Source organism: Haemophilus sputorum CCUG 13788 (genome assembly GCF_000238795.1).
GTDB classification, from domain to species: domain Bacteria; phylum Pseudomonadota; class Gammaproteobacteria; order Enterobacterales; family Pasteurellaceae; genus Haemophilus_A; species Haemophilus_A sputorum.
Window position 1 is genome coordinate 62,901 of the sequence record NZ_AFNK01000035.1, and the last position, 20,239, is coordinate 83,139.

Here is a 20,239-nt window from a genome sequence, read left to right on the forward strand (position 1 = left end):
TAAAAAATTGCCTCAATCTCATTTGATTGGGGCAATTTATTTTAGATTATCGAACAATCTCTTCTGCTTGTTCACGATTCTTGCTAAAAACCATCTCTTTTACGCTAGTAAGCAGTTGCGCACGAATAGTTGATATTTTAGGTTTCTCGTTCTCTTGAAAAGCAATCGGGCGGCAAAACGTCATCGCTTTTACTCCTAATCGGGCTGTTAACACCCCCACGCCAATGCCTTGGGTGGCACGCAAGGATAATTTTGCCAGCATATTTTGAGACAGAAAATCAGCAGCTACATCGCTTGCAATCTCGCTTGCCCCAGCAAAAACCATATTAGTGAGCACTAATTTAAATAATTTCAAACGGCTAATATAGCCTAATTCCATACCATAAATTTTCGTAATTTTGTTCACTAAAGCAAAATTTCGCCAAGCAATCAATAACACATCCACCATCGCTAATGGGCTAACCGCAACCAGTAACGCATTTTCCGTTGCATTACGAGAAATCAGCTTTTTTACTTGTTGATCTAACGGCGTGAGCACGTTTTCACTGAATAAATAAAGCACTTCTTTTGCATCATAAGCTTCGTTTAGCTGAGATTGCCAACGCTGCTCTGCTTGTGCAATTTGCGGTAAATGGCGCATATTCTCTAACACATTTTTGCAAAATGTTTGAGCATTTTCACCGCTTGTAGAGCTTAATGATTCAAGAAGGATTTGCTCACTCATTGCCTGTTGCTGTTGATAACGACGCAGGTAAACCAATCTGCGCCATTCGCGAATAATGACACCAACACCCGTTAAGCTCAATAAAAAGAAAACAATGCCAAATGCTAAAGCAATCCAAGCATGGCTTTGATAACTATCCCAAAGCCACTGCACACTTTGTGCAATCACAGCAACACAGAAAAGCACCAACGCACTTAATAGCACACGAATCCAAAAGCGATTTGGGCGAACCACTTCTTCAAACGATAAATCCGCCTCTTCAACTTCTTCCGTTTCCGTGTCTTCAAAAACCTCAAACGCCTCTGCTGAGAATTCCTGTTTAGGTTTGAGGGTTGGATTAAAATCTGATTCTGTTTCTTCAAAAATACGTTTAGTCATCTTTTTCGCTCCAATGCTCAATCGCCGTCATGATATGTTGCTTTAAGCCTTCATAGCCATGTTCAGTTTTGAGCATCTGAAATAATTGTTTTGCCTGTGGATATTCTTTATCTAAATAATGTAGCCACTGCTTGATACGAGCAACATGGTAAAAACCAGAATCTTGGCTATTTTCCATCTGCACATATTGAAAAAGCAGTGTTAATACAGATTGCCAAGGCATTTTCGGTTCATTAAATTTCACGACACGACTAAGATTCGGGGTATTGAGCGCGCCACGTCCAATCATTAGTTGATTACAAGCGGTCATTTCTTGGCATTTTTTTGCAGAATCATAATCCCAAATCTCACCATTGGCGATAACTGGAATTGAGAGCCGTTGTTGTATTTCACCTATTGCTTTCCAATTGATCCGCTCGGCACGATACCCATCAATTTTCGTTCTGCCATGCACGGTGATTTCATTTGCGCCACCTTGTGCTACTGCATCGGCAATTTCAAAACAGTGATCTACAGAATCCCAACCTAAACGAACTTTAACCGACACAATCTGTTCAGCCGAAACAGCTTCACGCATTGCTTTCGTTGCTCGATAAATTAACGTTGGATCTTTTAATAATGAAGCGCCACCATGACTGCCATTAACGGTTTTAGATGGACATCCGCAGTTTAAATCAACACCATGCGATCCTAATTCAATCGCAAGCTGGGCATTTTCTGCTAACCATTGTGGATGTTGCCCTAATAACTGTACGCGTACTGGTGTACCAGAAGGTGTTTTTCCGCCTTGATGCAATTCTGGACAAAGGCGATAGAATGCTTTTTTAGGTAATTTTTGATCAACTACGCGTACAAATTCAGAAATACAGAGATCATAATCATTCACCGCTGTAAGCAACTGACGCACAAAAGGGTCTAAAACCCCCTGCATTGGTGCAAGAATCACTTTAGGGATAACGTTATTATGCATCTTCATCTCGCAAAGCTAGATCTGGGCGCGCAATCAAATAAATCACTAATGCCGTTAACGCCCCTAAAGTATCAGCAAGCATATCTTTTTGTGCATCCCAAATATCTCCTTGGGAACCTAAAAATTCGACACCCGCATTCCCGCCTTCAATCACCGCATATTGCCATTCAATAATCTCATAACTTGCTGCAACAGCCATAATGAAAAATAGGGCAAAAAAACATGCCACACCTAATCCGCATTTACGATTTCGTAATAGCCATTCAGCCATCGGAAAACTATAAAACCCAATAACATAATGCGCTACTCGGTCAAAATGGTTGCGATTTTCACCTAATAATGGGCTTAATAACTCACTTCCCCATTCAAAAGGGACATTAGCAAAGGTATATTTTGCACCAATAAGATGTAAAATCATCCAAAACGACATCAAAATATACGCTAAACCACTAAACTGAAATTTTCGGTAAGTCAGCACCAATAACGCAAAAATGATAAAAATTGGCATAACTTCAGCATACCATACAGCTCTATCCGTTGGTGTTAATCCTGACCAAAACGCAATCAGCGTAATCAATATTGCTAGGCTTAACGGAATCAGATGTCGCTTTAACATACCTTATTTCCATCCTTTTGATTTACAAATTAAATCATAAGCCGCTTGAATTTGTTGGGCTTTTTCTTTCGCTAATTCCATCATTTCATCTGGTAAACCTTTAGCAGCCAATTTATCTGGGTGGTGTTCATTCATCAGTTTACGGTAAGCGCGTTTGACCGTATTTTGATCATCATCAGCACTCACGCCCAATACTTTATAAGCGGCATCAATGCTTGGTGCACTATTAGAGTAAGATTGATTTTGACCACTATAATAACCGCCCTGAGATTGCTGCTGATAACCACCTTGATGATATTCATACTGGAATCCACCTGAACGGAATTGTTGTGCTGCCATTACCATTGCAATCATCTGTTCAAATTGAAAACGAGAGATTCCCATTGTTTCTGCAATAGTGAAAAGAATTTGCTGCTCGTTAGCATCTAATTCGCCATCTTGTAAAGCGGCTTGCATTTGAACTTCCACAAAAAAGCGTAGAAGATCTACACGCTGCCCACAGGCTTCTCTGAATTCTTGAATCACTAAACGTAGTGGAAAACTGGATTCTTTACCTAAAGAAAAAGCCTTTTGCGCTTGTTTTTGTGCAGTTTCATCTAATTTCAAACGCGCCATCAATTGACGTGCGAGATGAATATCATCTTCAGTTACACGCCCTTTAGCTTTAGCAATATGCCCTAATACTGCAAATGTTGTTTGAGTAAAAATAGACTGGCGAGTCAAACCACTTCCAAAGACACTTGAGCTGACTGAACCAAGCTCATAAATTTTCTTATCTGCAAGATGCCCTAAGAAAGCACCAAGTAAAGCACCAAAAAAGCTATGGAAGATTTGATAACCTAAAATAAATCCCACAATTTTTCCAATATATTGCATAAAGTTTCCTTCTGTTTTTGTAATGTGGTTATTTTAACGTAATTTTCTTAAAAATCGCTTAAATATTAAGATTAAACATTATAAATACAGGGATTATCATCAATTTTAGAAATCTGAAATATCTATTAAATAATAGTTATCTTTATATAAAAAGCATAAAGCCCTGAGTAACTCAGGGCTTTATTTCTTATCCTACTAAATAATAGCTTTAAGCTTTAAATTAGTATTCTAACACTGCACGACGGTTTTTCGCGTAGTCTGCTTCAGTATGACCTAAAACGGCTGGTTTCTCTTCACCGTAAGATACAGTTGAAACGTTTGAAGCACCTTGTTGTGCTAAGTAGCTTTTCACTGCATCTGCACGACGTTGACCTAACGCGATGTTGTACTCTGGAGTACCACGTTCATCAGCGTGACCAGCAACAGTTACGCTGCCTTTAGTTGAATTTAATAATTGTGCGTGTGCATCTAATAATTGACGATATTCGCCTTCAACTGCATAGCTATCAAAACCGAAGTACACAGTGTTGTAACGAGTTTGTAAATCTTGAGCAGACATACCGCCGAATTGGCCAGCTGCATTTGCGTTTGCACCTGCGTTTGCTGCTGCGTTGTCTGAAGATGAGCTACATGCAGCTAATACGAAAGCTGGTGCCGCTACCATTAAAACTTTAGCTAGTTTTTTCATTTTTTACTCCTAAGAGAAAGATTATTGTTTAGTTAAATACGGTGACCAAGCAGGGAACTTATATTGCCCTCCTGCACCAGGCAGATTAGCTTTAAAACGACCGTCTGCGGACACCAATTGTAGCACTTTACTCGTACCTTTGGTAGAGCTATAAATAACCATAATGCCATTTGGTGAAATACTTGGACTTTCATCTAAGAACGTAGAACTTAAAACTTCTGTGCCACCCGAAGCCATATCACGTTTTACAACTTTATCACCTGCAATCATGATTAAATTTTTGCCATCTGATGAAAGTTTCGCGTTATAGGTTCTTCCTCCACCTACTGCGCTTACACCACCACCTGATGCACTCATTCTATATACTTGTGGCGAACCTGAGCGGTCTGAGGTAAAGTAAATTGTACTACCATCTGGAGACCAGCTTGGCTCGGTATTATTACCTGCATTTGCAGTTAATTTACTTGGTGAGCCACCACCTGCACTAACAACATAAATGTCTAATTGGCCATCTTGGTTAGACGCAAAAGCAATTCTTGAACCATCTGGTGAAAATGCCGGCGCACCGTTATGTCCTTTTAAAGCCCCCACAACACGACGACTACCTGAACGCAAATCGTGTACCACAACTTGTGCTTTTTTATTCTCAAAGGTTACATAAGCAAGACGGCTACCATCTGGTGACCACTCTGGTGACATCAATGGCTCTTTACTTTTTACAACAGTAAATGCATTGAATCCATCATAATCAGATACGCGTAATTCGTAAGATGATACGCCGCGTTGCACAACGTAAGCAATTTTTGTTCTGAAAGCACCGCGGATTTGAGTAATTTTCTCAAAAATTTGGTCACTCACAGTGTGTGCACCTTGGCGAATTTGTGCTGCAGGAACATTAAATGAACCTTGAGCTAACACAGCTGCTGGATTACTTAATGCATCAACTAATTGATAAGCAACATTATAGCCACCACCGGCAGGACTAACTTGTCCAACCACAACCATATCTACGCCAATATCTGTCCATTGTTGAGAAACAACTTCAGCCGCAGAACTTGGCTGAGCTGGTAATTTTGAACGTTCAATTGGAGTAAATTTACCACTATTGCGTAAATCATCCGCCACAATTTGTGCAACATCCGCAGAACCAGAACCACCAGCAAATGGAACAACCGCAATAGGTTGCGCCATGCTTACGCCTTCATCAACGGAGATAACCACATCAGATTCAGCAACAACAACGTTGCTAAATAAAATGCTTATCGCACCAAATACACTCGCTAAACGAGATTTTAATTTCATTTTTCAACCTCTTGGTGATTATAAAACTTTAAGCCCAAACTTAATCGTTGGCGATTTATAGGTGTTATAGGTTGCATCATCCTTCGCTCTTGGCACACTCTGTGCTTGAACAATCGCCGCAACCGCCGCACGACAAATATTATCTGGCCCTGAAAGCACTTGATGGCTAGAGATTCTGCCATCTCGATCAATATTAATTTTTACCTTACATTCCTGACCAGCAAAACTAGGATCAACTTTATATGTTCTGCTTAATTTTTGTTTAATTAAGCGCTCATATCCGCGATCTGCAGTTCCTTGCCCATCTCCTACCGCTTTACCATTACCGTTGCCAGCTAAGCCTGCAGAATTTTTATTTCCGCCATTACTTGAACCGCCACCGCCAATATTGCCACCGGATAAGAAATCATCAAGATCTTGATTTTTTTTAGCTTGAGCCACTTTTGCTGCTGCATCTGCCTTCGCTTTAGCTTCTGCATCTGCTTTAGCTTTGGCTTCTTTTTCAGCTTTTGCTTTAGCTTCTGCTGCCGCTTTCTCTTTTGCTTCTTTTTCAGCTTTCAGTTTGGCTTCTTTTTCGGCTTTTTCTTTAGCCTCTTTCTCAGCTTTCGCTTTAGCTTCTGCCGCTGCCTTTTCTTTTGCCTCTTTTTCAGCTTTTAATTTTGCTTCTTTTTCGGCTTTTTCTTTGGCTTCTTTTTCAGCTTTCACTTTAGCCTCAGCAGCTTTTTGTTGCTCTAATTTTTTCTGTTCTTCAAGTTTTTGTTGTTCAGCTTTTTCTTTAGCTTTACGCTCTTCCTCTGCTTGTTTTGCTGCAGCTTCTAAACGTTTTGCCTCTGCTTCTGCTTTTAATCTCGCTGCCTCAGCTGCTTTTTTACGCGTAGCCTCTTCTTTTTCCTTTTCAAGCTGCTCTTGTTTTAATTGCTCTTGTTTTAACTGCTCTTCTTTTTTCAGCTGTTCTTGTTTAGCAATCTCTTGCTGACGCTTCGCTTCTTGCTTTTTAGCTTCTTCTTGTTGTTTTTGCTGTTCAATCATCTGAACACGCTGTTGTTCTTTGGCTTTTTCCTCAGCAATTTCTTCTGGTGTTGGCTCATTCGGTTTTTCTTCCACAACTTCTTCTTTAGGTTGCTCTTTAGGCTCAACTTTCGTTGCTGGCTTACCTTGTCTTTCCGATTTTAAACGACCATACTCAGCTGCTACTTGCCCAGTATCTACCATGACAGCTTCAAATTCTTCACCTTCGCCACCATTGCCACCGGCTGATTCAGGTAATTTTGTATTGGTAAAAAATGAGCCTAAAAGCAACAACCCAATCAATAAAGCATGTAGCAATAGGGAAGCTATAATGGCAAGCTCAAATTTATCATTTTGCTGTGATTTCACACCTTATCCTTGCTTAATTATTTACCTTGAGTCATTAAACCGGCTTTTTCGATGCCTGCATCTTTCAGTAATACAATTCCTTTAATCACTTCTTCATACGGAACTGTTGCATCACCAGCAACGAGGAACATAGTGTTTGGATCTTTTTGGAATTCTTGACCTGCAAAAGCGATAACTTCTTGCTCAGCTAATTCTTCCCCATTAGCACCCGTCATAAAATTTCCGCCAACTTTGAGTTTATATAATCCAACACCCGAAACTTGTAAAATTACTGGCGTTTTATCTTCATTCGTCACGGATTGACTATGTTTATCTTCAGGTAAATTAACTTCCACACTCTGGCTAATAACCGGTGCAGTTGCCATAAAAATTAATAATAAAACCAACAATACATCTAAGAAAGGGACGATGTTAATTTCAGATTTAATGTCCTTACGTTTACGGCGATAAGACATATTTTCCTCTTTATTCGTTATTTGAAATCTGACCGCAAGCGGTCAGATTTTTTATTTAATTTACAAATTTCTAAAACGCTATTATTTTTTTGAGAATGCTTGACGATGTAAGATTGTCGTGAATTCATCAATAAAGTTAGCGTAGTTTTGCTCTAATTTATTCGCACGTAAACTTAAACGGTTATAAGCCATTACCGCAGGAATTGCTGCAAATAGACCAATTGCTGTTGCAATCAATGCTTCTGCAATACCCGGTGCTACAGATTGAAGGCTTGCTTGTTTTACTGCACTTAATCCCATAAATGAGTGCATGATCCCCCAAACAGTACCAAATAAGCCGATATATGGGCTAATTGAGCCTACTGTTCCTAAAAATGGGATGTAGCTTTCTAATGTTTCTACTTCACGATTTAACGCTAAATTCATTGCACGGCTTGTACCTTGAATGTTTGCTGCTGGTGCATCTGGGCTTACTTGTTGTAAACGCATAAACTCTTTGAAACCAACGTAGAAAATTTGTTCTGAACCGCTTAAACCATCACGACGATTTTCTAAACCTTCATGTAAACGATGCAAATCTTCGCCTGACCAGAATTTATTTTCAAACGCTAAAGAATCTTTGCTCGCTTTGCTCAAATAACGGCTACGTTGAATGATTACCGCCCAAGATAACACCGAGAAAGTAATAAGAATAAGCATCACGATCTTAACCACAATACTTGCTTGAGCAAATAATGAGATCAAGTCAAAGCTAGTTGCTTCCATTTAAAACTCCAAATTTGTAATATTTTATTGATTTATCACCGCTTGCAACGCATCCAAAATGGCTTGAGGTATTGCTTTCGGTTTCATTTTAATTAAGTCAACGCTGGCAACTGTTACTTCAGCTGAACATAAACATATGTCCGCTTTAAACAAATTTTGTTCAAAAATAATTGTTGCTTTCTTTACAGCTTTAACCGTTGTCTGAACACTTAAGAGATCGTCTAAACGTGCCGGAAACTTATAATCGATCGTCAGCGTTTTAACTACAAAAGCAAAATTTTCTGCTAATAATGCCTGTTGTGAAAACCCACCTTGACGTAAGAATTCCGTTCTCGCCCGCTCAAAAAAACAGATGTAGTTCGCATGATAAACCACGCCACCTGCATCTGTATCTTCATAATAAACTCGGATAGGAAAATGCATTTTCGCTCCCAATATCAAGCGCCCCAAATTTAGGCGAAAACAATCTCTTATTTTAGTGAGATAAGAATTGTTCTGCAATAAGATTTTACTTTTCTTTAAAAAAATAAAAGCACCAAAGTGCTTTTAGAAGAATTGAAGGTAGATTATCGCAGTAATCACGATAATGTAGCCCATTAATGGTAAAAAGATTGCTCGCCAGACTGGACTTTTGATTTCAAATCCAATGCCATGAATCCATAAAATTGCCATACCATAAAAAGCTAATAAGGCTAAATACGGTACTTTGCCACCAAAATGTGAGGCAAAAGCGGTCGAATTTGTGATAAACATTACAAATAATGCACTGGCTAAAATAAAAGAAAGGGCTTTTAACAAGCCCTTTGCTGTAAGGTTATATAACGTACTAATCATAGATTATTCGTCAAATTTCCCTGTTTTCTCAATTTTTGCCGTAACAAATACAGCAAAATAGATGGCGAGAAACATACCAAAAAACCAAGTTAAATAAAACATATTTGCTCCTTAGTATGCAGTATGGTTGTTATCTTCAATAAATTTCGCATCAAGACGACCGAACATTTTGAAGTATGACCAAAGGGTATAGAGTAAAACAATTGGTACAAAGAAACATGCTGCATAGAACATAATTGTTAATGTATTTTCACTCGCTGTTGCATCCCATACTGTTAAGCTCATTTCTGGGTGAGAAATTGAAGGCATAATGAATGGGAACATTGAAACTGCTGCAGTTGAGATCACACCAATTTGCATTAATGATGAACCAAAGAATGCAGTACCTGAACGATTTGCTTTAGAAGCTAAAATCGTTAACAACGCACCTAATACCGCAACGCCAGGAACAATCCAAAGCACTGGCATTTCTTGGTAATTTTTAAACCAAGCGCCAGACTCTAAAGCGACAGTTTTCTTCATCAATAATGATTGAGCATTATGATCTAATGCGCTAGTTACTACATAACCATCTTTAAAGTATAAGAATACGCCTGCTACAATAAATGCAACAAGTGTAACTGCTGCGCCTAATTGAGCAATACCGCGTGCGCGGTTACGTAAATCTGCAGTGGTTTTCATTTGTAACCAAGTTGCGCCTTGAGTAGTTAACATAAATAAGCTAACCACACCACATAATAAAGCAAACGGATTTAATAAGCCTAAGAATGTACCAGTATATTGCACTTGATGGAATTGGTTAAATTCAAATGGTAAACCTTGTAATAAGTTACCAAATGCTACACCAAAAATAAGTGAAGGTACAAAACCACCAACAAATAACGCCCAGTCCCAAGCATTACGCCATTTTGGAGAATCAATTTTCGCACGATACTCAAAACCTACTGGACGGAAAAATAATGCGGCTAATACAAGAATCATCGCAAGGAAGAAACTTGAGAAAGAGGTCGCATAAACGGTTGGCCACGCTGCGAAGATCGCACCACCACCAGTTAATAACCAAACTTGGTTACCATCCCAGTGCGGAGCAATTGAGTTTATCATCACACGGCGTTCAGTATTGCTTTTACCGATAACTGGTAATAGGTTTAATACACCCATATCAAAACCATCAGTAATTGCAAAACCAATCAATAAAACTGCAATTAGAATCCACCAAATAAAGCGGAGAACTTCATAATCTAACATTATCTACTCCTTATTTCGCAGATTGCTCAAAGTAGTATTTACCTGTTTTTAATGCACTTGGGCCAAGACGACCAAATTTGAACATTAAATACATTTCTACTACGAGGAAAATAGTATATAAGCCACATAATAAGCCAATTGCTGTCCAAAGTTCTGCAACGCTTAAGTGTGATGCTGAAATACCGGTTGGCAATAACTCATATACCGCCCAAGGTTGGCGCGCATATTCTGCTAAGAACCAGCCTGATTCAATCGCAATCCATGGTAATGGCATAGACCATAATACTGCTTTTAAGAACAGTTTATTTTTGCCTACTGTACCACGGAAGTTGAATAAGAAGGCTAAACCAATAATCACTGACATTAACATACCAGAGCCAACCATCGCACGGAATGCCCAGAAGTTAGGACCTACTTTTGGAATAGTTGCATCTGCAGCTTTTAAAATTTGCTCTTCAGTTGCATTAGCAACATCTGGCGCATATTGTTTTAATAATAAGCCAAAACCAAGATCTTTTTGTACTGCTTTGAAGGCTGCTTTATCTTCTTCGCTATAGTTACCTGAAGTTAATTTTTCTAATAAAACAACTGCTTTCGCCCCTTCACGTACACGCTCAATATTTTCTTTACGAATATCGTTTAAACCTTTGATTTGTGTATCTAAAGAACGTGTTGCAATTAAACCACCTAAATAAGGAATTTGAATTGCAAAATCGTTTTGGCGAGCTTGTGAATTTGGAATTGCAATCGCATTAAATGCCGCTGGCGCAGGATGAGTTTCCCATTCAGCTTCCATTGCAGCTAATTTAACTGGTTGAGCTTTACCAATTTCATAACCTGATTCATCACCCATTGCTAAAACGGCAATAATAGCAAACAAACCGAAGCCTGCGCCTACTGAGAATGAACGTTTAGCAAAGCCTAAGTCACGACCTTTCAAAATATAATAAGCGCTAATACTTAATACAAAAATTGCGCCACAGGTATAACCTGCTGTTACGGTATGTAAGAATTTACTTTGTGTTACCGGATTTAATAATAATTCGCTGAAGCTTGTCATTTCCATTCGCATAGTTTCAAAATTAAATTCTGAACCTACCGGGTTTTGCATCCAGCCATTTGCAACAAGAATCCACATCGCAGAGAAATTTGAACCAAATGCGACGCAATATGTTGCTAATAAATGTTTTTTCTTAGTAAGACGATCCCATCCAAAGAAGAATAAACCAACAAAGGTTGATTCTAAGAAGAATGCCATTAAACCTTCTAATGCTAAAGGTGCACCGAAGATATCACCAACATAGTGAGAATAATATGACCAGTTAGTTCCGAACTGGAATTCCATCGTAAGACCAGTTGTTACCCCTAGAGCAAAGTTAATACCAAATAACTTACCCCAGAATTTAGTCATATCTTTATAAACTTCTTTACCTGTGGTTACATAAAGTGTTTCCATCACAACGAGGACGAAAGAAAGACCTAATGTAAGTGGCACAAATAAGAAGTGATAGAGTGCAGTTAAGGCAAACTGCAAACGAGAGAGTTCAACAAAGTCTAACATCTCCAACCCCTTCTTTTATAAAAGAAATGAACGATTAGTTATTTGAAAAGTCAAATAACTACCCATAAGACATAATAAAAGAAACTAGAATACCACATGAAATATGGAGTATTAAAAAAGTTTCATTAGATATTCTACTCCGAAATAGACAAAGAAAGAATAGCTGCACCGACCACTTTTTATATTTTTGAGATCTTTCTCACAAAATTATCATTTTTTTTAGGTTAAAATATACCTTACTCTTTTCCTTGGTTTTTATTTTTAGATCAAAAAGATCCTAAAATTTACATATTTTTAATGACAAGCTGTTTAGTTTTTGTTAATCTCGTTCCGTTTTCTTGCTAATGAGAAGAAAACAAATATTTTTTAGCTATAATTATAAAAGGTAAAGCCTAATGTTTAAAAAATTTATCTTCTCTGTTTTTGCAAGCTCTTGTTTGTTTAGTTTGGCACATGCAGAAGTAAAAACTTCTTCATTAACAATGAGTAAACCAGCTGTTAGCGCAAAACTTCCAGCGCAATGTCAACAAATGTTTAACATTGCAGATAGTTTAGTGCGTGAAGCTGAAAGACAACCAGGTACGCACACGCAAGTGGCAAAAATGAAAAACAAACTTTCTGCAACTAAAAAACAAATTTTAGCGATGGAATCTGATTTACAACAAAAAAGCTGTGATAAAGGATTAACCACGTTAAATACCTTAAAGCAAAAACACTAATTACCTAATCCCAATATAAAAAAACCAAGCTTATGCTTGGTTTTTTATTTTCTAATTACACTTTTTTCTATCACACTCTATTACTGACGAGCCATTCTTAAATTTTGCGGTAAATCTTCAAAGTTAGAACGAAATGGGTTGATATCTAATCCACCACGTCTAGTATAACGAGCATAAACAGTCAACTTGTCTGGTTTAGCAAACTGCATTAAATCGGTAAAAATACGCTCTACACACTGTTCATGAAATTCATTATGTTCCCGGAAAGAAACTAAATAACGCAGTAATTTTTCACGATTTAATCGCTTGCCTTGATAATGAATTTGCACGCTTCCCCAGTCTGGTTGGCTGGTAATTAAGCAATTAGATTTAAGCAAATGGCTGACTAACGTTTCTTCCACTACCTCGCCTTCAGCAACATCTGACAGATAGTCATTAGAGAAGCTATAATCGCTAATGGTAATATCTTGTTCATCAATGCATTCACCAGCAAAATCGACAATTTGCTGTCCACGGTAATCAGATAATTTGCAAATTTTTACTGAAACTTGACCGCTTGCACACTGACTTAAATCTTGCATAATCGTTTGTTGAACCTGCCCAATTGATTCAAATTTGGTTTGGTTGAAACTGTTTAAATAAAGCTTAAAACTCTTTGATTCAATTAAATTTTCACTACGAAAATCTACTGCTACATCTGCAATCGCCACCTGTGGTAAGCCATTTGAATTGAGCCAAGAAAGCTCATAACAAGTCCAAATATCAGCACCACGATCAAACGGTTGGTGTTCAGTAATGCCTAATCCATCACGATTTAATTTTCTTGGCACACCTTGTAATAAACTTGGGTCATAGGTTGTTTTATAGTCAGTTTTTTGCCCTAATTTTAAACCTAATAAACTTTTATCTTCGTAATTCACACTCTCTCCTTTTATTTTGAATCTTTTTTCTGAATTATTTGATATAGCGAACTAAATCAACCACGCTATCTAACACTAAATCTGCTTTTGCCTCACCTTCAGCTATCATAGGCTTACCCGTTTTGACCAACACTTTAGTTTTCACGCCCGCAGCTTCTGCAGCTAATAAATCTTCTAATTTATCGCCTACCATATAAGATTGCTTAGGATCGATATTTAAATCTTTAATCGCCTCTAAAAACATTCCCGCTTTCGGCTTGCGACAATCGCACTCTGCTTTAAACTCGCCTTTTCCTTCAGGATGATGCGGACAATAATAAATACCATCTAACACTACACCATAATCTTCATCTAAAGACCAATCCATCCATTCAGTCAGTTGATGAAATTGTGCCTCTGAAAAATAACCACGCGCAATACCAGATTGATTAGTTACCAACACCAATAAATAACCTTTATCTTGTAGCTGTTTTAATGCTTTACCTACGCCTTCAATAAATTGAAAGTCATCAATTTTATGTACATAGCCGTGATCGACATTAATTGTGCCATCTCGATCTAAAAAAATTGCCTTGTTAGCCATGCTGTTTTCCTTTTAAGAAATCCACCACAATTTGATGATGCTCGCTAGTTTTAAATTTATCAAATACTGCTTCAATCACACCTTTTTCATCAACTAAAAAACTGATGCGATGAATACCATCATAGGTTTTTCCCATAAATTTCTTTTCACCCCAGACACCAAAAGCCTCTGCGACTTGATGATCAGGATCAGAAAGCAAAGTGAAATTTAGCGCTTTTTTCTCTGCAAATTGGGCTAATTTTTTCGGTAAATCAGGGCTAATACCTAAAACTTCTACATTTAATGCTTTTAATTCAGATTGGCTATCGCGCAAACCACAGGCTTGTGTAGTACATCCCGGCGTTAAAGCTTTCGGATAGAAATAAACCAAGACTTTTTTACCTGTAAATTCTGCAAGACTGACTTTTTGTTCTGCTTGATTTAATAAACTAAATTCTGGTGCTTTTGCACCTACTGTTAATCGATTCATTTTTCTCTCCACACTTTTTTTTGTACTATTTTAGCTTAATCCGCCAAAAAGGCCTCTAATAATTCATTTAAAAAGAGCTTACCATGCTCAGTAATTTGCCAATGGCTCGCATTTTCTGTGATGTAATTCTGTGTTAATGCCCAATCCATTGTAGGGCGAACAACTGTTTCGTTTAAGCCAGTATAAGCCTCAAACTCCGATTTTGGCACAGCTTCTAACAAACGAAAACGATTCATGAAAAATTCAAAAGGACGATCTGCAAATTCAATTTGTTCTTGGTGGTAACGATATTCGCCACGCATATAACCTTTAGGATGCTTCGTTTTACTAAAACGATAAATTTCGCCAGTTGGAAAAGTAATTTTTCCATGTGCTCCACAACCAATGGCTAAATAATCGCCAAAACGCCAATAATTTAAATTATGTTGGCATTGAAAACCTTTTTTCGCATAAGCAGAAGTTTCATATTGTTCGTAGCCTGCGCGAGTCAGCAACTGATGTCCTTGTTCAAAAATTTCCCACAATGCATCATCATCCGGCAAAGTCGGTTTACGATAATAAAACATGGTATTCGGTTCAATGGTGAGCTGATACCACGAAAGATGTGGCGGGTTTAACGCAATGCCTGTTTCTAAATCTGCTAACGCCTGTTGCACCGATTGATTTGGCAAACCATGCATTAAATCAATATTAAAGCTCTTAAGCCCTGATTTTGCAGAATCTTGCGCAAATTTGACCGCTTGTATTGCTTCTTGGCTATCGTGAATACGCCCTAGCTTCAATAATTTTTCTGGTTCAAAGCTTTGAATCCCCATTGAAATACGGGTAACGCCGCCTTCTGCATATCCTAAAAAACGCGCTGCTTCTGCCGTTCCTGGGTTTGCTTCTAGCGTGATTTCAATATGCGGTTCAAAAGCAATGCGTTTTTCCACTTCTTTTAATAAATAAGCGATGCCTTCTGCCGAAAAAAGGCTAGGTGTTCCGCCACCAATAAAAATAGAGTGGATTTTTCGATGCCCAATTGCGGCTTGGTAAGCGGTTAAATCTTGCGACAAATCTGCAAGCAAATGTTGAATATATTCCGCCTCAGGAATCAGGCCTTTTTGCGCGTGCGAGTTAAAATCGCAATAGGGGCATTTTTGCACACACCAAGGAATATGAATATAAAGGCTAAGTGGCGGCGGAGTTAATTGCACAACATCTTCCTAATTAAATGAGGTTATAAAGAGAAAAGGCGTATTTGCTACGCCTTTTTAAACAGAGCTTAATTTGCCCTAAATTCCTTGCTTGATTTTAGCAAAAATCTCTCTAGCACAGAATAAAAACCTACGTATTTTTCTGCATAAAATAGAAATTTGCAGTAAAATACCGCCCTTTTTGTTTGTCTTCATTTTTCTTTTAAATGGATGTCTATGATTAGTGTTTTTGATATGTTTAAAGTGGGCATTGGCCCTTCTAGTTCCCATACTGTCGGCCCAATGAAAGCCGCAAAAGCGTTTATTGATGAACTTGCCGCTTGCAAATTATTAGCCAAAACTGACCGCTTGTTGGTGGATGTTTACGGTTCGCTTTCGCTGACTGGGCGCGGACATAACACAGATACGGCTATCATTATGGGCTTAATGGGCTATTTACCGCATTATGTGGAAATTGATCGTATCGACCAAGTGATAAACACTTTAAAGCAAAATCACCAATTAACCCTTAATGAAGCACAACCTGAACAAGCAAAATCTATCGCTTTTGATTTTTATGCAGATATGCCGTTTCATTATGAATTTTTACCTCGTCATGAAAATGCAATGAAAATCAGTGCTTTTGTTGAAGGTCAATTATTACTAGAAAAAACCTACTATTCGATTGGTGGTGGCTTTATCGTTGATGATGAACATTTTAATCAAGCGACACAATCTGACATCCAAGTACCCTTTCCATATAAGCACGCTGAAGATCTGTTAAAACATTGCCAAAATGAAGGATTGCCCCTCTCAAGTTTAATGTGGCGTAACGAAATAGCTCTTCGACCAAAAGAAGAGGTTTCAGCTTATTTAGCACATATTTGGCAAACGATGGAAGCCTGTATTCAACGTGGATTACATACAGAAGGTTTATTACCAGGCAACTTAAAAGTCGTGCGTCGCGCCCCTTCTTTACGTCGTACATTAGAGGCAACCAGTAAATTTAACCAAGATCCAATGCAAATTATCGACTGGGTAAATATGTTTGCTCTCGCAGTCAATGAAGAGAATGCCGCTGGGGGACGAGTCGTAACAGCCCCAACTAATGGCGCATGCGGGATTGTGCCAGCAGTACTTGCCTACTATCAACAATTTATTGCGCCACTTAATGCAGAAACTATTGAACGCTACCTTCTCGCAACCAGTGCTATCGGGTCGCTTTATAAAATGAACGCCTCAATTTCTGGCGCTGAAGTTGGCTGTCAAGGCGAAGTGGGTGTGGCTTGTTCTATGGCTGCAGCGGGCTTAACTGAAATTATGGGAGGCACACCAGATCAAGTTTGTATTGCGGCAGAAATTGCCATGGAACATAACCTGGGTTTAACTTGCGATCCTGTGGGTGGTCAAGTTCAAGTGCCATGTATTGAACGTAATGCTATTGCCTCTGTCAAAGCAATCAACGCTAGCCGCATGGCGCTACGCCTAACTTCTCAGCCCCGCGTGACTTTAGATAAAGTCATTGAAACCATGTATGAAACGGGTAAAGATATGAATGCAAAATACCGCGAAACTTCAACCGGTGGTTTAGCTATCAAAATCTTACCTTGCGACTAAATGGAAAAAGCCCCGAAGTGCTCTTCCGCATTCGGGGCTTTATGTTACAAGCGGTCTGTTTTTGCCAGATATTTGCAAAATGACTACTTAATATTACCGCTTACCTTTCATCAAATGTTCACTTTTCCAACCCTCACTAGTTAGAATCAATGCCATTCTTTGTTGACCTTCAACTTTATTAGCGCTACGACCTTTAAATAGCTCAGAAAATTTTGGATCAGCAGCCCAGTCTGCTAAATCGCTCACTTTAACTGTATAATCTACACGAGAAAATTTCATTCCCATTGCTTCAGCTGGTTCTGTGAATATCCCAACTTGATCTAAAGTCACTTTCCCTGTGCAAAGTTTATTTCCCCAAAATCTGTCTTTTATCACCAAATAACTTTTTAATTTCTCTGTTGGAGAATAAACTTTTGCACTTTCAGTAGATGATCCACCCAATATATCTTTTACACTAATTGATTGTGTTTCCTCCGTAAACAACCCTTTTTCCGCCAAATAAGTTGCTTGTTTAACACTATCTTCATATAACGATTTAAATTGGCCAGATATAGGATAAACGACTTGTTCCTCGTTATTTAATGATGACTCTATTGGTAATTTAAAACTTGACTTTGGATAAGCAATACAAACTGCTGGCTGTGTATCAAGGTATTCTGAAATCGCTTTGCCAAAGTTTTCTTTATTGGCCTCTTTTGGATCATTACAGGCTGTTAAGACTAAACTCAATGCCGCAGTTGAGGCTAACAATGTTTTTTTGAACATTTAAATCTCCTTGTGAAATTAGAATATCACCAGCATTATTGAATAAAATCATCATATCTGCCAAGCTAAAAATAAAAAATCGCCCTAAATTTTCATTTAGGGCGATAAGCGATCATAAGCTTATTATTTGCTGCCTAATTGCGGCACAACTTGGTTATTCGCTGAAAGTAAACCTGTATCGGTATAAACAGCAAGCTTGTTGCGTGTATCTACGATATCTAAGTTACGCATAGTTAACTGACCGATACGATCACTTGGGGTAAACGGTGCATCTTCCACTTTTTCCATACTTAGGCGTTCTGCGACATAAGTTAAGTTTGGTGATTCAGTATTAAGAATCGTGAAGTCGTTACCACGGCGAAGTTCAAGTGTCACCGTACCTGTAATAGCTTTTGCTACCCAGCGTTGTGCGGTTTCACGTAACATTAACGCTTGCGGATCAAACCAACGACCTTGGTATAACAAACGACCTAAACGTAAACCGTTAATACGATATTGTTCAATCGTATCTTCGTTGTGAATACCCGTCACTAAACGCTCATAAGCAATGTGTAATAATGCCATTCCTGGGGCTTCGTAAATACCGCGAGATTTTGCTTCAATAATACGGTTTTCGATTTGGTCTGACATACCTAAACCATGGCGACCACCAATGCGGTTAGCTTCAAGAATCAATTCAACCGGATCATCAATACGTTTACCGTTTAATGCTACCGGTACCCCTTCTTCAAAGGTAACCGATACAGTTTCAGATTTAATTTCAACTTTCTCATCCCAGAAAGCAACACCCATAATTGGTTTAACAATTTTCATGCCAGTGCTTAATTCTTCTAAATCTTTTGCTTCGTGAGTTGCGCCAAGCATATTTGAATCCGTTGAGTAAGCTTTTTCTACAGACATTTTATAATCGAAGCCATTTTCGATTAAGAATTGAGACATTTCAAAACGTCCGCCAAGCTCATCAATAAATTGATTATCTAACCAAGGTTTATAGATTTTTAATTTTGGATTGGTTAATAAGCCATAGCGATAGAAACGTTCAATATCATTACCTTTAAAGGTTGAACCATCACCCCAAATGTTGACATCATCTTCTTTCATTGCCGCAACTAACATGGTTCCGGTTACTGCACGGCCTAATGGCGTCGTATTGAAATAAGGAATACCACCCGTTGAAATATGGAATGCGCCACATTGAATTGCGGCAATCCCTTCATGGGCTAATTGTGAGCGACAGTCAATTAAACGCGCATTTTCTGCACCATATTCCATCGCCTTTTTCGGAATTGCGTTGTAATCATCTTCATCTGGCTGACCTAAATTTGCCGTATAAGCATAAGGCACAGCACCTTTTTTACGCATCCAGAGCAATGCTGCTGAAGTATCTAAACCACCTGAGAATGCGATACCCACTTTTTGACCTAATGGGAGAGATTCTAAAATTGTTGCTGACATACGAATTCCTATATTTTTTTATGATGAATGAAAAGTCACCCGCAAACGTTTGCGAATGGCAAAACTGGTTTATTCTATTAGAAAAAAAGAGAAATTTCATCTAAAATTTGAGCTATTCTGGATTTGCAAATCCATTTTAAAATTCGACCGCTTGTTAAACGACTTTATGAAAAAATTGCTTTATAAATTTAGATATCCACTCATTGCTTTCGCCATTTGGCTAGGCGCGCACATCACTTACGCTACCATTGATGGTTTAACTGATCACCAAACCAATGCTGATGTAGCCATTGTTTTTGGCAATAAAGTCAATGAAGATGGAACACTCTCTACTCGCTTACAAGCGCGCCTTGATCAAGCTGTTGCTATATACCAAGCCAAACGAGTGCCCGCAATTATTGTCAGTGGTGGTTTTGGCAAAGAAGGTTTCTGGGAAGGGGATAAAATGCAGGAATACTTGCTTTCACAAGGCATTCCTCAGTCAGCAATTATTGTGGATAATTATGGCAATGACACAGAATTGACAGTAAAAAACAGCTTAGCCATTATGCAACCAAAGGGCTGGCATTCGGCTATTTCCGTGTCACAATTCTTTCATCAAACCCGAATTAAAATGCTCTATCGCAAAGCAGGTTTCACACAAATTGAAAGTAGCAGCCCTTATTTTTTCGCTTTTGGTGATGGTTATTCCAGCTTACGCGAATTTATCGGCTTTTATGTTGAATGGTTGAAATAATTCTAG

General features: G+C 38.4%; 23 protein-coding genes. 3 read left to right on the forward strand and 20 right to left on the reverse strand.

Annotated features, from left to right (window positions below):
- Positions 1-46 precede the first annotated feature (46 nt).
- From HSP_RS0105200 to HSP_RS0105265, 14 genes are all read right to left on the reverse strand, one after another.
- A complete protein-coding gene (locus tag HSP_RS0105200) occupies positions 47-1,102 on the reverse strand; it encodes a YcjF family protein (RefSeq protein WP_007523142.1) in 1,056 nt (351 codons plus the stop codon).
- A complete protein-coding gene (gene dusC, locus HSP_RS0105205; protein ID WP_007523002.1) occupies positions 1,095-2,072 on the reverse strand; it encodes a tRNA dihydrouridine(16) synthase DusC in 978 nt (325 codons plus the stop codon). The genes HSP_RS0105200 and dusC overlap by 8 nt, the downstream gene beginning before the upstream one ends.
- The gene (locus tag HSP_RS0105210) at positions 2,065-2,688 is read right to left on the reverse strand and encodes a DUF2238 domain-containing protein (RefSeq protein ID WP_007523263.1); all 624 of its coding nucleotides are present in this window, start codon (positions 2,686-2,688) and stop codon (positions 2,065-2,067) included. Before HSP_RS0105210 ends, dusC begins: the two co-directional genes overlap by 8 nt.
- A 3-nt stretch (positions 2,689-2,691) precedes the next feature.
- Positions 2,692-3,564, reverse strand: coding sequence for a co-chaperone DjlA (gene djlA / locus HSP_RS0105215; protein WP_007523104.1), 873 nt, complete (start codon positions 3,562-3,564; stop codon positions 2,692-2,694).
- A gap of 220 nt (positions 3,565-3,784) precedes the next feature.
- Positions 3,785-4,252, reverse strand: coding sequence for a peptidoglycan-associated lipoprotein Pal (gene pal / locus HSP_RS0105220; protein WP_007522987.1), 468 nt, complete (start codon positions 4,250-4,252; stop codon positions 3,785-3,787).
- Positions 4,253-4,273: 21 nt separating this feature from the next.
- Complete coding sequence (tolB, locus tag HSP_RS0105225) at positions 4,274-5,554, reverse strand: Tol-Pal system beta propeller repeat protein TolB (protein WP_007523153.1); 1,281 nt, start codon at positions 5,552-5,554, stop codon at positions 4,274-4,276.
- Positions 5,555-5,572: 18 nt separating this feature from the next.
- A complete protein-coding gene (tolA, locus tag HSP_RS0105230) occupies positions 5,573-6,931 on the reverse strand; it encodes a cell envelope integrity protein TolA (RefSeq protein ID WP_007523108.1) in 1,359 nt (452 codons plus the stop codon).
- Positions 6,932-6,948: 17 nt separating this feature from the next.
- Positions 6,949-7,386, reverse strand: a complete 438-nt coding sequence (gene tolR, locus HSP_RS0105235) for a colicin uptake protein TolR (RefSeq protein WP_007523050.1) — start codon at positions 7,384-7,386, stop codon at positions 6,949-6,951.
- An 81-nt stretch (positions 7,387-7,467) separates the two neighbouring features.
- A complete protein-coding gene (tolQ, locus tag HSP_RS0105240) occupies positions 7,468-8,151 on the reverse strand; it encodes a protein TolQ (protein ID WP_007523286.1) in 684 nt (227 codons plus the stop codon).
- Positions 8,152-8,175: 24 nt separating this feature from the next.
- Entirely contained in the window at positions 8,176-8,574 is a 399-nt protein-coding gene (ybgC, locus tag HSP_RS0105245; RefSeq protein WP_007523030.1) for a tol-pal system-associated acyl-CoA thioesterase, read from the reverse strand.
- A gap of 123 nt (positions 8,575-8,697) precedes the next feature.
- Positions 8,698-8,985 (reverse strand): cyd operon protein YbgE, encoded by a 288-nt coding sequence (gene ybgE / locus HSP_RS0105250; RefSeq protein WP_007523032.1) that lies wholly within the window; start codon positions 8,983-8,985, stop codon positions 8,698-8,700.
- A 3-nt stretch (positions 8,986-8,988) separates the two neighbouring features.
- Positions 8,989-9,087 carry a cytochrome bd oxidase small subunit, CydX/CbdX family gene (locus HSP_RS11200; protein ID WP_010129289.1) on the reverse strand — a complete coding sequence of 33 codons (99 nt, stop codon included), beginning with the start codon at positions 9,085-9,087 and terminating at the stop codon, positions 8,989-8,991.
- Between the two features lie 9 nt (positions 9,088-9,096).
- Positions 9,097-10,233: a cytochrome d ubiquinol oxidase subunit II gene (gene cydB, locus HSP_RS0105260; RefSeq protein WP_007522995.1), complete on the reverse strand. Its 1,137-nt coding sequence runs from the start codon at positions 10,231-10,233 to the stop codon at positions 9,097-9,099.
- Between the two features lie 10 nt (positions 10,234-10,243).
- Entirely contained in the window at positions 10,244-11,794 is a 1,551-nt protein-coding gene (locus HSP_RS0105265; protein WP_010129290.1) for a cytochrome ubiquinol oxidase subunit I, read from the reverse strand.
- A gap of 395 nt (positions 11,795-12,189) precedes the next feature.
- Here HSP_RS0105265 and HSP_RS0105270 point away from each other — a divergent pair, with 395 nt between their 5' ends.
- Positions 12,190-12,513 carry a DUF5339 domain-containing protein gene (locus HSP_RS0105270; protein WP_007523026.1) on the forward strand — a complete coding sequence of 108 codons (324 nt, stop codon included), beginning with the start codon at positions 12,190-12,192 and terminating at the stop codon, positions 12,511-12,513.
- An 80-nt stretch (positions 12,514-12,593) separates the two neighbouring features.
- Here the strand turns inward: HSP_RS0105270 and queF are convergent, their stop codons facing one another.
- From queF to hemW, 4 genes are read right to left on the reverse strand one after another with little or no spacing between them, the layout of a single operon-like run.
- Positions 12,594-13,433, reverse strand: coding sequence for an NADPH-dependent 7-cyano-7-deazaguanine reductase QueF (queF, locus tag HSP_RS0105275; RefSeq protein WP_007523163.1), 840 nt, complete (start codon positions 13,431-13,433; stop codon positions 12,594-12,596).
- A gap of 34 nt (positions 13,434-13,467) precedes the next feature.
- Complete coding sequence (gene gmhB, locus HSP_RS0105280) at positions 13,468-14,016, reverse strand: D-glycero-beta-D-manno-heptose 1,7-bisphosphate 7-phosphatase (RefSeq protein ID WP_007523060.1); 549 nt, start codon at positions 14,014-14,016, stop codon at positions 13,468-13,470.
- Positions 14,009-14,485, reverse strand: coding sequence for a thioredoxin-dependent thiol peroxidase (gene bcp / locus HSP_RS0105285; RefSeq protein WP_007523130.1), 477 nt, complete (start codon positions 14,483-14,485; stop codon positions 14,009-14,011). Before bcp ends, gmhB begins: the two co-directional genes overlap by 8 nt.
- 35 nt (positions 14,486-14,520) lie before the next feature.
- Positions 14,521-15,681: a radical SAM family heme chaperone HemW gene (gene hemW, locus HSP_RS0105290; protein WP_007523211.1), complete on the reverse strand. Its 1,161-nt coding sequence runs from the start codon at positions 15,679-15,681 to the stop codon at positions 14,521-14,523.
- A gap of 216 nt (positions 15,682-15,897) precedes the next feature.
- On the opposite strand from hemW, the gene HSP_RS0105295 reads away from it, so the two are divergent.
- Complete coding sequence (locus tag HSP_RS0105295) at positions 15,898-17,277, forward strand: L-serine ammonia-lyase (protein ID WP_007523196.1); 1,380 nt, start codon at positions 15,898-15,900, stop codon at positions 17,275-17,277.
- Positions 17,278-17,370: 93 nt separating this feature from the next.
- On the opposite strand, the gene HSP_RS0105300 is transcribed toward HSP_RS0105295, so the two are convergent.
- Together HSP_RS0105300 and argG are read right to left on the reverse strand one after the other, a co-directional pair.
- On the reverse strand, positions 17,371-18,042 hold the full coding sequence (locus HSP_RS0105300) for a hypothetical protein (RefSeq protein WP_007523037.1): 672 nt from the start codon (positions 18,040-18,042) through the stop codon (positions 17,371-17,373).
- Positions 18,043-18,165: 123 nt separating this feature from the next.
- Complete coding sequence (gene argG / locus HSP_RS0105305) at positions 18,166-19,497, reverse strand: argininosuccinate synthase (protein WP_010129292.1); 1,332 nt, start codon at positions 19,495-19,497, stop codon at positions 18,166-18,168.
- A gap of 55 nt (positions 19,498-19,552) precedes the next feature.
- Here argG and HSP_RS0105310 point away from each other — a divergent pair, with 55 nt between their 5' ends.
- Positions 19,553-20,233, forward strand: coding sequence for a YdcF family protein (locus HSP_RS0105310; protein ID WP_007523087.1), 681 nt, complete (start codon positions 19,553-19,555; stop codon positions 20,231-20,233).
- Positions 20,234-20,239: the final 6 nt, after the last annotated feature.

Bases quoted from the DNA above. Each gene is read 5' to 3' on its own strand.
- HSP_RS0105200 (WP_007523142.1), bottom strand. From the start codon at position 1,102: ATGACTAAACGTATTTTTGAAGAAACAGAATCAGATTTTAATCCAACC.
- dusC (WP_007523002.1), bottom strand. From the start codon at position 2,072: ATGCATAATAACGTTATCCCTAAAGTGATTCTTGCACCAATGCAGGGG.
- HSP_RS0105210 (WP_007523263.1), bottom strand. From the start codon at position 2,688: ATGTTAAAGCGACATCTGATTCCGTTAAGCCTAGCAATATTGATTACG.
- djlA (WP_007523104.1), bottom strand. From the start codon at position 3,564: ATGCAATATATTGGAAAAATTGTGGGATTTATTTTAGGTTATCAAATC.
- pal (WP_007522987.1), bottom strand. From the start codon at position 4,252: ATGAAAAAACTAGCTAAAGTTTTAATGGTAGCGGCACCAGCTTTCGTA.
- tolB (WP_007523153.1), bottom strand. From the start codon at position 5,554: ATGAAATTAAAATCTCGTTTAGCGAGTGTATTTGGTGCGATAAGCATT.
- tolR (WP_007523050.1), bottom strand. From the start codon at position 7,386: ATGTCTTATCGCCGTAAACGTAAGGACATTAAATCTGAAATTAACATC.
- tolQ (WP_007523286.1), bottom strand. From the start codon at position 8,151: ATGGAAGCAACTAGCTTTGACTTGATCTCATTATTTGCTCAAGCAAGT.
- ybgC (WP_007523030.1), bottom strand. From the start codon at position 8,574: ATGCATTTTCCTATCCGAGTTTATTATGAAGATACAGATGCAGGTGGC.
- ybgE (WP_007523032.1), bottom strand. From the start codon at position 8,985: ATGATTAGTACGTTATATAACCTTACAGCAAAGGGCTTGTTAAAAGCC.
- HSP_RS11200 (WP_010129289.1), bottom strand. From the start codon at position 9,087: ATGTTTTATTTAACTTGGTTTTTTGGTATGTTTCTCGCCATCTATTTT.
- cydB (WP_007522995.1), bottom strand. From the start codon at position 10,233: ATGTTAGATTATGAAGTTCTCCGCTTTATTTGGTGGATTCTAATTGCA.
- HSP_RS0105265 (WP_010129290.1), bottom strand. From the start codon at position 11,794: ATGTTAGACTTTGTTGAACTCTCTCGTTTGCAGTTTGCCTTAACTGCA.
- HSP_RS0105270 (WP_007523026.1), top strand. From the start codon at position 12,190: ATGTTTAAAAAATTTATCTTCTCTGTTTTTGCAAGCTCTTGTTTGTTT.
- gmhB (WP_007523060.1), bottom strand. From the start codon at position 14,016: ATGGCTAACAAGGCAATTTTTTTAGATCGAGATGGCACAATTAATGTC.
- bcp (WP_007523130.1), bottom strand. From the start codon at position 14,485: ATGAATCGATTAACAGTAGGTGCAAAAGCACCAGAATTTAGTTTATTA.
- HSP_RS0105295 (WP_007523196.1), top strand. From the start codon at position 15,898: ATGATTAGTGTTTTTGATATGTTTAAAGTGGGCATTGGCCCTTCTAGT.
- HSP_RS0105300 (WP_007523037.1), bottom strand. From the start codon at position 18,042: ATGTTCAAAAAAACATTGTTAGCCTCAACTGCGGCATTGAGTTTAGTC.
- argG (WP_010129292.1), bottom strand. From the start codon at position 19,497: ATGTCAGCAACAATTTTAGAATCTCTCCCATTAGGTCAAAAAGTGGGT.
- HSP_RS0105310 (WP_007523087.1), top strand. From the start codon at position 19,553: ATGGCAAAACTGGTTTATTCTATTAGAAAAAAAGAGAAATTTCATCTA.